Genomic DNA, 14095 nt, shown 5'->3' with positions numbered 1-14095 from the left:
AAAACCATGTAAATATAAAATAAAAACACACAGCTTCAGAGAGATATTTATTGTGTATTTATGCCTCGCGAATGAAGAAATTAGCTTTTTATTAATATTATCATTGTTAAATTTGATATGGAAGGAGTATATTTTTCAATCCCAATGTCGACTAATGAAAATGCGCTATAGTAAAAAACATAAATCCTGATAACGCCACAAGAAATTTAACAAGTATAATGCTATGTACATGATGTATGTTTTTAATCAATAAAAAGCAAATCAGAGATGACAATGCAATACCAAAATAAAATCTAAAAATTTGTTATGATACACCTTGATAATATTGCTTAAAGTTTCATAGAAGAACAATACTAACCTCCAATGATGACGTTTGTTTTTCCAGTCAATATAACACCTGATGTTGAAATTGCCAACCCCAGTAATACAGGCCAAGGGGTTTCAGTGAAGGGGCCTATTTGTATATCTTCCTCCCAATCAATTCCAATAACCAGTGCAAGCTTTCATGCCAGCTTTACTCTGAACATGAGATTATCTGTATCCCACCAAACCCCACTTTTCAGGCCTCCCCCTACTGAGCCAGCACTTACAGCAAGGGAACTTTTTTGTTTTAAATATTTAGATTCCAGAGCACTTGATAATTCGCCTTTTGCGGCAGCTGCTTCAGCCCGCAATTCAAAGGCAGCGCCTCCTTGATGCTCATCCTCACCATTAATTAATGTTTCAGAGGCTTTTGCTTCAGCAGTTCCAAATGTTCCTTCTATTTTTATATCTTTAAAATCACCCGAATTTTCCTTTCCAAAACTAACCCCCGTATTTATAGAAAAACCGGTAGCCTTTACACCATATGTTCCTGATAACTGTTTATCGTTTGAGATAGTACCTGCATTCATTTCTACTTTACCAACAACAGTTCCTAAATTTTCTATCTTATCATTTTTTTCATAATAATATTTCTGAGTTGTCTTGGTTGTATTTATAAAGTTTGATGTGCAGAATGAATAAGGATTTAAAATTAGCCATTGCTTAAATGTTGCTATGAGTGGTGGTTGTCAATTATGGTATGTACATAAGATACATGAAACACGCATATATATATATAAAGACAAATATGAGCTTAAGGAATCTTGATATGTTAAATTGATTGGATAAATACCATTTTATTGGTTGTCTGTCGATGTTGGTACTATTATTTTTTATATGAAATGCAGCTAATCGTTTAGCACCACCATCTATCATTGAAAAAATAGTATAGTAAAAAAAAGCATAAATACCAAGTAGGTGTACTATTTTTAATGATGTTATATTTCGAACGTGATGAAATATAATGTATACTGAAAGGAGGTATAGGGCAATACCTAAAAAAAATCTAAATACAAGATTATTGTATAATGGAAAGACAGATTCTGATATGCGAATAATTTTACTCATATTATCCCCCAATAGTAACAGTAGATGCACCTGATAGCACTATACCAGATTTGGAAGAGGTAAATCCAAGTCGCTCTTGAATAGGGACGCTAGTAAATGGTCCAAGCTGGATATCAATATCGCCCCCTAATCCTAATATAAATGCTATTTTCCCTGACAATTGAACTTTTACCATTATATTATCAAAATCCACCCATGCCCCTCCTCCCAATCCTAAACCTGCCGACCCAGCAGTTCCATCAACGGAACCTTTCAATTTAAAATATTTTGAGTCTATAGCACCTGAAAGCTGCCCTTTTGCAACAGCTGCCTCTGCTCCAAGTTCAAAGGCGGCACCAACTCTTGCTTCGTCAAGATCGTGTGTTAAATTATAGTTGCCTTTTCCTTCAGCTAACCCGATTGTACCTTCAGCTTTTGCCTCCACATAGTCACCAGATCCTGCTTTTCCTGAACTGAGGTCTACATTCCCAGAAATACCCTCTAACTTTGCATCAACCGAGCTGGAATGTACATCCTCATTTGCAACTGTCCCTGCCTTCATTTCAGCCTTGCCAACAGTACCTCCGAGACTAATGTTCGTCCCACTTTCTCCAATCGGATGATTTAGTTGAAAATCTATAATGCCTGCTTTTAAGTCACTCGTATCATATTGACCATCACCATCACCATCACCATCACCATCACCATCACCATCCGTTAGAGCTGACACTGCGTATCCAGTATATATTTTAAACTCATCTGAGCCATTTGGATTTTTTACCGAGCCATCTTCATTTCTATTTTTAACTATTGTTATAGAATGATATTCAGGAAGTTTAGGTCCTGTTGTCGGTGGTAATGATTTTTTACCACAAACTACCTTATCCCCTTTTCTGGCGGCAGGTATTCCATTTATTGTAACTGTTTTAGAACCTTCACTGATTACACCGGGCCCATGCTCTTTACAAACAAAAGTATCCCCCATTCGAGCAGCCGGAAAACCTCCTGTTGAGACATTACTACTGCCTGATGTTATTGGCCCATCATGTCCGGCTGTATCTGCCGTTTGTCTTGCTGCATCCTTACCCATATCGCATTCTCTTATGTGGCAATTAACTAATTTAATTATGGATTTAATTTTAACATGCCACCGGTCAGCACCTGTTCCTCGCTACCATCTGCTGATAATTTTTTGGTATTGACATGATATTCATCTTTCGCAGTATTCTTAATTATTTTTCCACTAATCGTAATTTCTCCATTCTCCAACAAGGTAATGCTCGACTCTCCACAAATAAACTCGATCTTCTCTTCTGAAGAAACGCTGATGGTTTTTTTTACCTTTATTGTTTGCTTCCCTTCATGAAGGGTAATTTCCTGATCTCCTTTATCTATATCGGTTATTTTATTTCCTTCAGTAACTTCGGTGATCTGATTATTAACTACCGTTGTTTTTTGATCATTAGCTACCGTCACCGTCTGGTCATGACCACCTGCCTTTTTACTGCCCACCTTCACTGTTTGCCCCACAACCACCGTCTCCGTATGGTTGTTGTTTACCGTCGTGGTCCGGTCGTGCAGCACCTCCGTATCCATGTTCTTCTGCGCATGGATATACACCCGCTCCTTTCCGGTGGCGTCATCAAACGTCAGCTCGTTAAATCCGCCGCCTTTATAGGTTTTCGAGCGGATGGTCATCTGCGTTTTCGTGCCCGGCAGACTGCCCGGTGGGCGGTTGTCCTGGTGGTAGGTGCGTCCCATGATGATGGGCTGGTCCGGGTCGCCGTTGAGGAAGTCCACAATAACCTCCTGGCCCACACGCGGAATGGCGAGATTGCCAAATCCCGTTCCCGCCCACGCCTGCGATACCCGTACCCAGCACGAACTGTCCTCATTCCCCGGACAGTAACGGTCCCAGTGAAAACGTATCCGCACCCGGCCATGTTCGTCACAGAAGATTTCTTCCCCGGCCGGGCCGGTGACGATGGCGCTCTGTGGGCCGTCTACGGAGGGCTTCGGCAGGGGAGGGACACGCCATGTTCTGTCGGCCGGGATAACCTCGAAACGATTGCTGAGAGTGGTTCCTGTTCCCTGACTGCCATGCAGTGCCTGCGGCTGGTCTCCTGCCAGTACGCTACCCACAATCTGCCATTCCCTGTTCAGCGATACTGATGGATGTCCTGTCAGGGTAAAGCGCTTCCCCGGCCACATTTTTGGTGAGTTACTGTAACCTGTTGCTGTCTCTGCATTATGTCTCCGGCCCTCAATCTGGTAGCGGGCAAACGCCTGTCCGTGGGATTCGTCTTTGAAACGTCCGGGATAATCGAAGATTTCATACTGCGTGAGTTGGCCGTTCAGGTTCTCAGCAGCGCGGTTGTAATAGCCGGGCCAGGCGGGCGTTTTGAAGGTGTAGTCCTGAGTTTCGACGGATGAAGGCCGTATCTGCGCATGATATCTGAACTGGCTGATGTGTTCGGTGGATGCCTCGGCCGTCGTATTCGGATTAAATGGCATGGATCCCAGTGACGATACTCCTGCCACATCATCGCAAAGTACCAGCTTTTGCTCTGTCCCTTCCGGAGTGCACCAGTCAAAATAAAAGATGCCTTCTTCTGACCACAGGCGGTTCAGGAAGGCAAGGTCAGTCTCACCGTACTGCACGCAGAACTCGCGTGCCGGGTGCGGCTCATAAAATACCGGGGTCCACCCGGTGATACCATTTTCACTGAGCAGGGTGGAGGAGATGGCTTTGATATCCTGCTGCTGGAAGATGCGGAAGTTCTGGCGTAAACCGCTTCTCCAGAGTGGTGGTGAGATAATTATATGGTATCCCATCTGCCAGTGATTGTTTTCACTGAGGGTTACGGCAGAGACAATACCACTGATATAGCGTAATGGCTCCATTCCCTGCCAGATGGTCAGTACGGCATTTTTTTCCAGGAAATCAGTTGCGGTCAGGTCAGAAAGACCGCTGGCAATATCCACTATTAGCTGGAAAGGTTTTGAGTAATGCTGAGTAAGTCGAAAACTGACCACCGCGGTGGTCATTTCCGACAGACCGTCCACTGCCAGTGTGAAGCGCAGTCCTTTTAACGACATATTACCTCCTGATGGTGATTGTCAACGGATTTACCTCAAATTCTCTTACAATGCTTTTATTAATTTGGTTGTTTAGTAGAGGAGTGAAACATCAGATAACTATATCCTGTAAGTTTAATTTTTCATCAATGTTTATTCTGTAACTCATGTTAATTCTTATCTTGCATTTTGTTAGCAGAAAATACATGTCTCCTGGATTTATCTGGGCCGTTATATTAGACGGTCGTATCATTCAGTCGGGTATATAGAATCCATTAGTAAGAAGTTTTTTCTTTATTGTTTTTCTACATTCCGATAGTTGTTTTCCATACCTTACTTGGCAGTAATTATACAATTTATCATTCTCATTTTTGGTTGTTGGTGAATCTCTTAGAATGTCAGAAGGCGAGACAGGTAATTCAAAAAATAAAGTTGATGATATGGTGTGTTTAATGAAAGGAATTGGTATCCAGGGCATGTCGCCTTCTTCATAGTATAGCTGTTTATCTATTCCAAGTAGAAAAAATAAAAAAATAGATAAGATGATAAATTTATGGAATGAATGGGATCGCATATATAATATTGTACTCGAGAAAAATTTTCATTCGAAAACAAGTGTTAATTTCAGGGGGCACTTAACTTGAACTTTGTTCTGAGATTGGCAGCAATCTGAAGACCATAAGTTCCTGGACAAGCACGACCTAAGCCATTTAAAGAGGCAAACTCCCTATGTCCTCCTAACTGTGTGATTGGGAAAAATTTTATAAGAGTCCTAACTAAGACGTTAATAGCATTTTTCTGTTTATCGGTAGGTATATCAACGGATATATCCCAGTCATCCTTAACTTGTCCGGCAAACTCACTTAATGATCCCCATCGGGATGGTCCAAATTGTGAGGCTTCACCTGGTAAACTAAAATCTGATAAAAAAACTATACCAATTTTTCCTGTGTTTGCCCCTTTTAGGTGAGCGCCTTTTTCTCTTATATCCAGAGCTTCATAAACTACACCTGTGCAATCTATAGCATAATGATAACTTAAGTGATTAAAACTTTTGATGTCGGTTTCTTCAGCCTGGCGCATTTTAGCTTCCCCATCTTTAGTACATGAGTAACTATTTCCAGCATGATGTATAACAATTGCAGGATAGTCCCAGTCTTCACCATCACTTCCTGGGGTGGTTTTTGCTTTCCAATCACTTCGTTTTCTGACAGTTATTCCTGCTTCATGCAAGTCAGAAAATATAGATTCCCTTACCTCGTTCTTTTTTTTACGTTCTTTTATGGACTTTGATATTGCATCAAGCCCTGTATGAATCAACTCTTCAGTTACTTTATAATAATCGTTTTCCATATTAAGACCGTTTGAATGTAATTGATGACTAAATGCTCATGAATTTATAAATTAACGTGTTGATTTTATTGTGAATTTTATGATGACCATCGTGCGGGAAATATACTTCTCTTATGTGTTCACACTGCAAAATCATCACAGCCATAGGTCTACGTGCGTTACGTACTACCCGGCCTGCTTTCCCTTTAATTACTCTACTATTTGGCACTGCTATCTATTCTGCTTCCATTGTAAAACTCTGTCCTTTTAACGACATATCAACCTCCCTAAAGTATGACTCTCGCTGTTTAGTGACTGTGACGGTACGTACAGTGTTACGCTTGCGTTCAGGCACGCTACCGCCGAAGTTTCCGGCGTCCGCCATCTCCCGTAAAAACGTAATTCCTTACTGACAGCCTTCTTCTTTATTGATTGCCTGTGGCGCAATACAAAAACAGCACCCTGCCCGTGAGGGCCGGATGCTGTGGTTTTAACTTATGCTTCCAGCGGTGCACGCCAGTCGTCAGCACCGGAAGTACCGGACTTGATGTGTTCCCACTCGACTTTACGGTACGCCAGTGATACGGCGAGCAGTTGAGTGAACTCACGCTGTGTCGGGTCCTGGCAGTGCGGCATATGCAGGTTCATATCCACAATCGTTGAGTCCGTCAGGCGGGTAGTGAAGTAATGTTCCTGCTTACCTTCGACAGAAGTGCGCCACCAGTGCAGTTCAACTTTTGGCAGCATCTCACCGGACGCCAGCGCGTTATACAGTAGCGGAACGGCTTTATTCAGCGCCACGGTAAAGATGAATGGCTTGTGGGCACGCTGGCCTGCGGGCTGACCGGACTGTGGGTCGGTTGGCACGGTGACGTTGTGCAAAAACTCCTGCACCAGCATTTCGTCTTCGTGGCCCTGCACATAGATGTTACCGACAGAATCGGCGGTGAATGCGCCAGCGGTGATATTGCCCTGAGTCTGGCCTGTTATTGAAATGTAACATGGGGTTGGCATTTGTCGTGCTCCTTGTGGGTGTTGTTAACAACTATTTCCGGTGGTCTGCCGTTAATTCCCGACAGGCCGATAATAATGCGGCTCACTCCAGGAGTCGCATTATGCTTCTGCATCCGGCTTACGAACAAACCGAAGATGTGGTAACTCGATGAATGATATTTAATATTTATTAATTATGTTTTTAATTTAATCTAAATATATATTATCAACTATTGCAATTCATTTTCTCAGATGCCTATGTCTGGAAATGGACATTGGTTAATCATGAATAATATTATATTCGCTGCGCTTTATTGAGAAAAGTCTGTGAGGTGTTTCTTAATATGTTTCATCCTTTTATCCATAAGTTTTATACATAGCAATCCACTATAATTATTCCTGATAATGCATAAAATAAATTCATTTAAATTCAATTTGTTATGGTTTTGCATTGTGCGATTTGTGTTGCTTTTGTTTCTTCTGTACTTATATCTATCGAGCGGATAATAAAATCATACCCTTCTTTCAATTGAAGAAAAAGATCTTTTAAAATTTATCATTGAGCGTAAAATGCGGAGCATGAAGGGTGTGGAATTTATCTTTTACTGCCACTGGAACGGCATTGTTAGTAATTTTTTGTAGTAACGAAAATGCTGTGTTCATGGCTCGAGCGACAATCTTACGGACTATTTTTATGAGCAGCAGAAAAAATGACAGCAGTGGCAGTATTGCCCCTAAAGAACGTGTAAATATTAAATTTCAGCCGAAAACGGGAAACCAGACAGCAGAAGTGGAACTGCCGCTTAATTTATTAGTAACCGGCAATCTGACAGGTGGAACAGATGACACTCCGCTGGACGAACGCCAGCCTGTTGCTATTAATCGTAACAATTTTAACGCCGTGCTGGATCAGGCGGATATCGGGCGTGATTTTACGGTGCCCTCTGCGCTTAGCGAAGCTTCTGATGTACGTATGAACGTCAATCTGAAAGTGAAATCACTGGCCGATCTGTCACCGGACAATATTGCCGCCCAGGTTCCGGAGATGCGCAAAATGCTGGAACTGCGCGAAGCGCTGGTTGCACTCCGGGGGCCAATGGGCAATATGCCTGCCTTCCGTGCGCAACTTCAGGCTCTGCTTGCTGACGAAAAGAGCCGCGAACAACTGATTGCGGAGCTGGGCCTCGCTGGCCGGAAATAACTTGTACAAGGATTTCAGTATGTCAGAAACCACCTTACCGGAAGCGCTTGCTTCCACTGCATCTGTCGCCGCATCCAGCCTGCTGGATGAGATCATGGCGCAGACCCGTTTTAAACCAGAATCAGAAAGCTACGATATCGCCCGTCAAGGTGTGACTGCCTTTATCACCGCAATGTTGCAGGATGATGAGGCAGAATCAGTCGATATCCTGGCCGTTAACGGCATGATTGCTGATATTGATGCGCGTATGGGCCGCCAGATGGATCTGATCCTCCATGCCCCGGAGTTTCAAGAGATGGAGTCGTTCCTACGCTCACTGAAGCTGCTGGTTGACCATGCCGATCCGCGTGAAAACATCAAAATTCACATCATGCACGCTACTAAAGAAGAGCTGTTGGATGACTTTGAATTTTCAGCGGAAATAACCCAGTCTGGGTTCTATCGGCATGTCTATTCCAGCGGTTTTGGTCAGTTTGGCGGTGAGCCGTTTGCCGCAGTGATTGGCAATTACGCTTTTAACAATACCGCTGCTGATATGAAGCTGCTGAAGTATGTTAGCGCCGTCAGTGCGATGAGCCACTGCCCATTTCTGTCTTCCGTATCACCGGAATTCTTTGGTCTGGATTCGTTTACCGAACTTCCTGGCATTAAAGACGTTGCTGCTATTTTTGAAGGCCCGGCCTACACCAAATGGCGTTCGTTGCGCGAGTCCGAAGATTCCCGCAATCTGGGCCTGACAGCACCGCGTTTCCTGCTGCGTCATCCTTATGCACCGGATGAAAACCCGGTTAAGAGCTTTAACTACCATGAAAACGTCAGCAAAAATCATGAGCATTATCTGTGGGGAAACACGGCTTTTTTGCTTGCGGCAAACATGGCTGAAAGTTTCATGTCCACCCGCTGGTGCCCAAATATCGTCGGTCCGCAGAGCGGTGGCGCGGTAAAAGATTTGCCGGTGCATTTATATGAAGCCATGGGCCAGCTTCAGGCCAAAGTTCCGACCGAAATTCTCATTACCGACCGGCGGGAGTATGAACTGGCGGAGCAGGGCTTTATTACTCTGACAATGCGCAAAGGCTCTGATAATGCGGCATTTTTCTCTGCCAATTCGGTTCAGAAACCCAAAGTGTTCCCTAACACGGTGGAAGGGAAGGAGGCTGAAACCAACTACAAACTTGGTACGCAGCTCCCTTATCTTTTCATCATTAACCGACTGGCGCACTACATCAAAGTATTGCAACGCGAACAGCTTGGTTCATGGAAAGAAAGAGGGGATCTGGAGCGTGAGCTGAACGGCTGGATACGCCAGTACGTAGCTGACCAGGAGAACCCGCCTTCTGACGTGCGCAGCCGTAAACCGCTGCGTCAGGCGAAGATTGAAGTCTCTGATGTGGAAGGTGAACCAGGCTGGTACCAGGTTGCTCTGAGCGTCCGTCCGCACTTTAAGTACATGGGGGCATCATTTGAGTTGTCCCTGGTCGGGCGTCTGGATAAAGAGTAGTCACCATGATAATGGAGCGGGAGTCTGGGGGGAGTCTGTTTGAACGTATCGGGGAGGCGGCAAAACCATCTTCACGCCAGCGCCCAAAGACGGCGCTGTTGCATTCTATACGCGATAACCTGCGCAATATCCTCAACACCCGTTCCGGTAGCTGTTATGGCTCACCGGAGCTGGGGATCACGGATTTTATCGACAGGCCACCCGAGCGCCAGAACATCCGGGAATGGATGGTTCAGGCGATCCAGAACTGTATTCTGCGTTACGAACCCCGGATATCGGATGTGGCGGTGACTGCTGCCACAGAGGATAGCCATGCGCCACTGAACCTGCGTTTTCATATTGTGGCATATATGGATTTCAGCGACAGGCAGGATGTCCTGGAGTTTGACATTCTGCTGGATAACCACCAGCACTGGTGCGTGGAGTAAACCTGATGGCCTTCGAAGAGCGTTATTACCGCGAAGAACTGGACTATCTGCGTCAACTGGGCAAACTTCTTGGTCGTGAAAAACCCCATCTTGCCCGTTTTCTGGCCGAGAAAGAGGGCGATCCTGATGTGGAACGCCTGATGGAGGCATTTGCTTTCCTTTCTGGTGGCCTGCGGCAAAAGCTGGAGGATGAGTTCCCGGAGTTTACGCACAGCCTGATTAATATGCTGTGGCCCAATTATTTACGTCCTGTGCCGTCAATGGCCGTGGTTGAATACAACCCTGTTGCGACACAGTTTTCTGCGCCCGTTCAGGTTTGTCGTGATGAACTGATTTGCTCAGGCCCGGTTCGCGTGACGTCTTCGGGACGTAAGATTCTGGCCGGGGATGATGCTACCCAGTCTCCTGTATGCCATTTTACTCTGGCACGCGATACCTGGCTGCAACCGTTACATATTCGCGATGTGCGTAACACCAGCACGCTGAAAAAAGGGTACGTTGACATTGATTTTTTCACCGAAGGTAGTGTTTCTCCCGACACATTGGATCTGAATAAACTCACTTTCTGGCTGGGAAACGGAGATGACTATACCCGCCAGCAACTCTATTTATGGTTCAGTGAGCGGTTAATGGATGCGGAACTGGTGGCTGGAGAGCGGCGTATTCCCCTACCGGATTTGTGGCTGAACGCAGCTGGGTTTAAACGGGAAGATGCACTATTGCCGTGGCCGAAAAACGTCCATAGTGGCTATCGCGTGCTTCAGGAGTATTTTTGCTACCCGGAGAGCTTTTTCTTCTTTCATTTACAGGGGGCCACGTCGCTACCGGCAGACTTCCCGGTCGGCGCGTTTACACTGCGTTTGCATTTTAATCTGCCATTACCTGTGGATATCAAGCTTCGCAAAGATTCACTGCGCCTGTACTGTACGCCGGTGGTGAATTTATTCGCTCACCATTCTGAGCCTGTCAGGCCGGACGACAGTTCACCGCAATATGCGTTACGGGCCAGTCAACAGAACCCGGAACACTATGATGTTTTCCAGGTGAAGACGGTTTCCAGTAAGGTTGCAGCGTCGGATAAAACTCCCGGTCCTGATGAAGCAATACATATCTGGCCTGAGTTTGAAGGGTTTCAGCATCAGATCGAGTTCAGCCGTCAGCGTGAAGTTGTCTACTGGCACCACCGCACCAGAACCTCCCTGTTTCATCGTGGTCTGGAACACGCCATTGCCTTTGTTCACGCCGATGGCAATCAGCCCGACCCTTCCCGACTGAACGGTGAAGTATTCACCGCTTCGCTGGTGTGCACTAACCGAATGTTACCTGCGTCACTGCATACCGGCGATATCTGCGTTCCTGTTAACAAAAATCCAGCGGTGGCATCGTTCAGCAACGTTACGCGCCCGACCCGTCCTCTGTATCCAGTAACGGATGGCGATATGCACTGGTCGCTGATTTCCTGCATGAACCTGAACTACCTTTCGCTGTTGGACCGGGAGGCGCTGATCCAGGTGTTGCGTACCTTCGATATGCCGGGTATCCACCATCCACAGCAGGCACGGCTTTCCTCACAGAAGCTCGATGCCATCGAAAAAATGGAATCCCGCCCGGTTGACCGTCTGTTTAAAGGCGTCCCGGTTCGCGGTCTGTCCACCACGCTGTGGATCAATCCCGCCCCCTTTGTCTGTGAAGGCGAGATCTACCTGTTGGGTACCGTACTGTCATACTTTTTTGCGCTGTACGCCAGCATCAACTCATTTCACTGTCTCAAAATTATTAACACGGAAAGTCAGGAGTCCTGGGAATGGCAACACACAGGCCAGCACGCCCTGATGTAGGGGAAACGCTACCGCTCCCGGATGTGCGCGGGATGAATTTTTATGTGCTGATGGAGTCACTGTACCGCCAGTATGGTGAGCCGGGCTGTGAACCATCCCTGCGCACCGAACCGGAGCATGAAGTGGCGCTGTTCAAATCTGATGCCAGTATTGCCTTTCCGGGCAGCGATCTGAGTACGCTTGAACGCAGTGACAGCGGGCAGTTTATCCTGACGACAAAATTCCTGGGCTTCTCCGGCAGTCAGTCGCCGCTGCCCGGCTATTACCTGGATCGGATGGCGCGCGAATCTGCGCAAAATGAAGAGGGGCTGAAAGCGTTCCTCGATCTGTTCAGCCACCGCTGGACGCAGTTTGCTTACCATGCCTGGCGCAAATACCGCTATTACGTCTGTTTTCGCAACGGTGGAACTGATGTCTTTTCACAGCGGATGTATGCGCTGGTGGGCCTGGGCAATCAAAGCGTGCGAGACAAACTCGCCATCAATCACAGCAAAATGCTGGCCTACGCCGGGATACTGGCAACACCTGGGCGCTCGCCGGACGTGGTAAGTAACCTGGTCAGCCACTGCTTCGATTTACCTGATGTCAGCATCGAAAATTGGCAGTTGCGTAAGGTAGTCCTTGAACCCGCGCAACAAAACCGGCTGGGCGTGCGTAATCCTAAACGGAAAACGGCCGGGTATGTGCCGGGCCGCTCGGTGATCGGCGTTAATTTTACCCTCGGTGCCAGAGTGCCGGATCGCAGTGGAAAATTTCTGTTGCGGATCGGTAATCTCTCGATGGCGCGCTACCTCTCTTTTTTACCGGAAGGCGAAAACCACCAGGCGCTGACGATGTTTGTCTCCTTTCTGCTACGCGATCAGTTCGCCTGGGATCTGCGGCTTGATCTCGCACCGGACCAGGCGAAGGGAATGCGGCTGGGCGATCGCTCTCGATCCTGTATCGGACGCACGGCGTTTATCGGCCAGCCGAAAATGCCGCCAACCGTCACCCTCCATATTAGGGATTAATTTAATGGAAACGCAAATGGCTGAGGAAATAACGCACGCTCCCGTACTCTCACTGACGCTACAGGTGATGAACGGTAACGAACTGGAGAGCGGACGCGCCGCAAAATGTCTGTTTACCGCCGATGGCGGGGAAATTGGCAACGCATCCACCTGCCACTGGCCGGTGCAGGACAGGGCGGGTTCTGTTGCCGAACGCGCCTGTCAGGTGGTGATGCATGACGGCACATTTTGTCTGAAAAGCCTGGTATCGGGGCTGATGATTAACCTGGCACCGATGTCCACGGAGACCGGGCTGGTGCGCCTGCGGCAGGGCGATGAGGTCGTTCTGGGGGCGCTGGCGCTGAAGGTATTTATCCACAATGGACAGCTGGTCAGCTACAGCGAACAGATGGCGGCACCGGAAACCATCGTCACCAACCGTGACCGCCTGGCAGACGCGCTGCTGACGACGAACGGTCAGCCTGCGTATCCGGGCATGCCCCGAATGCACCAGCTTGCGGATACCGTGGTCAACAGCTTTTCCGCCGATCCGCTTCAAGCACTCCAGATGGAAAGTCTGACAGTGGCAGGCGATCCGCTTGCGGGGGTTGTCCCTGTCCGCTCTTCTGTTCCTGACAGGGATGGCGTGATCGACACCCCGTTTATGGATTTACCGCCGCGGTATTCCGATCAACAGACTCGCTACGAGGATGCGGCATCACCGACAGATACTGCCCAGCTCCATCTTGCCGTGACCCCGCTGTTGCGTGGGCTGGGCGGCTCGCTTGCCGTGCGTAACTCACAGGATGCCGATGATTTTCTGGAAGAAGCAGGGCGGACGTTGCAGGCGGCGATAAAAGGTCTGCTTGAGCTACAACAGCGCCGCAACAGTCTGTCGGACAAGCATCTGCGCCCGCTGGAAGATAACCCGCTGCGCCTGAATATGGACTATACCACCGCCCTTGACGTGATGTTTGCCGAAGGCAAAAGTCCAGTGCATCTGGCTGCACCCGCTGCCGTTGGTGAGAGTCTGCGCAATATCCGTCATCACGAAGAGGCCAACCGCGCCGCGATTGTCGAATCGCTGCGCGTGTTGCTGGATGCGTTCTCGCCGCAGAGCCTGATGCGTCGCTTTGCGCAGTACCGGCGCAGCCATGAACTGCGAAAGCCGCTGGATGATGCCGGTTCCTGGCAAATGTACTGCGATTACTACGACGAACTGGCCTCCAGCCGCCAGCAGGGTTTTGAAATGCTGTTTAACGAAGTCTATGCCCAGGTGTATGACCGGGTACTGCGCGAAAAACAGCGGGAGCCGGAAGCATGAC

The 14095-nt window shown here is 47.4% G+C and carries 11 protein-coding genes; 6 read left to right on the top strand and 5 right to left on the bottom strand.

All coding sequences use genetic code 11. From position 1 onward, the window contains the following. Positions 1 to 503: 503 nt before the first annotated feature. The 5 genes from OGX90_RS19690 to OGX90_RS19670 all read right to left on the bottom strand — a co-directional run bounded on the left by OGX90_RS19690 (position 504) and on the right by OGX90_RS19670 (position 6834). Complete coding sequence (locus tag OGX90_RS19690; protein WP_286573872.1) at positions 504 to 893, bottom strand: hypothetical protein; 390 nt, start codon at positions 891 to 893, stop codon at positions 504 to 506. Positions 894 to 1432: 539 nt separating this feature from the next. Next, positions 1433 to 2500, bottom strand: coding sequence for a PAAR domain-containing protein (locus tag OGX90_RS19685; protein WP_286624548.1), 1068 nt, complete (start codon positions 2498 to 2500; stop codon positions 1433 to 1435). 35 nt (positions 2501 to 2535) lie between these two features. Next, the gene (locus OGX90_RS19680) at positions 2536 to 4509 is read right to left on the bottom strand and encodes a type VI secretion system Vgr family protein (RefSeq protein WP_286573870.1); all 1974 of its coding nucleotides are present in this window, start codon (positions 4507 to 4509) and stop codon (positions 2536 to 2538) included. A 603-nt stretch (positions 4510 to 5112) separates the two neighbouring features. Next, positions 5113 to 5841 (bottom strand): peptidoglycan recognition protein family protein, encoded by a 729-nt coding sequence (locus OGX90_RS19675; protein WP_071445514.1) that lies wholly within the window; start codon positions 5839 to 5841, stop codon positions 5113 to 5115. 474 nt (positions 5842 to 6315) lie between these two features. Continuing rightward, on the bottom strand, positions 6316 to 6834 hold the full coding sequence (locus OGX90_RS19670) for an Hcp family type VI secretion system effector (RefSeq protein WP_047408665.1): 519 nt from the start codon (positions 6832 to 6834) through the stop codon (positions 6316 to 6318). A 673-nt stretch (positions 6835 to 7507) separates the two neighbouring features. Between OGX90_RS19670 and tssB the strand changes: the two genes are divergently transcribed. Genes tssB through tagH form a run of 6 tightly spaced genes read left to right on the top strand, consistent with a single transcriptional unit; the run spans position 7508 to position 14094 of the window. Then, entirely contained in the window at positions 7508 to 8014 is a 507-nt protein-coding gene (gene tssB, locus OGX90_RS19665; RefSeq protein WP_071445512.1) for a type VI secretion system contractile sheath small subunit, read from the top strand. A gap of 19 nt (positions 8015 to 8033) precedes the next feature. Then, positions 8034 to 9515: a type VI secretion system contractile sheath large subunit gene (gene tssC / locus OGX90_RS19660; RefSeq protein WP_286624547.1), complete on the top strand. Its 1482-nt coding sequence runs from the start codon at positions 8034 to 8036 to the stop codon at positions 9513 to 9515. 5 nt (positions 9516 to 9520) lie between these two features. Then, complete coding sequence (tssE, locus tag OGX90_RS19655) at positions 9521 to 9943, top strand: type VI secretion system baseplate subunit TssE (RefSeq protein ID WP_071445507.1); 423 nt, start codon at positions 9521 to 9523, stop codon at positions 9941 to 9943. Between the two features lie 5 nt (positions 9944 to 9948). Next, complete coding sequence (tssF, locus tag OGX90_RS19650; protein ID WP_103284720.1) at positions 9949 to 11781, top strand: type VI secretion system baseplate subunit TssF; 1833 nt, start codon at positions 9949 to 9951, stop codon at positions 11779 to 11781. Beyond that, positions 11748 to 12791, top strand: a complete 1044-nt coding sequence (gene tssG, locus OGX90_RS19645; RefSeq protein WP_071445502.1) for a type VI secretion system baseplate subunit TssG — start codon at positions 11748 to 11750, stop codon at positions 12789 to 12791. The genes tssF and tssG overlap by 34 nt, the downstream gene beginning before the upstream one ends. Before the next feature lie 28 nt (positions 12792 to 12819). Next, on the top strand, positions 12820 to 14094 hold the full coding sequence (gene tagH, locus OGX90_RS19640; protein WP_502872851.1) for a type VI secretion system-associated FHA domain protein TagH: 1275 nt from the start codon (positions 12820 to 12822) through the stop codon (positions 14092 to 14094). Position 14095: the final 1 nt, after the last annotated feature.

The organism is Citrobacter sp. Cpo012, assembly GCF_030333015.1.
In the GTDB taxonomy this organism is placed as follows: Bacteria; Pseudomonadota; Gammaproteobacteria; order Enterobacterales; family Enterobacteriaceae; genus Citrobacter; species Citrobacter portucalensis.
Note: the sequence above shows the minus strand (reverse complement) of the source record. Positions and strands in the feature narration are given on the sequence as shown.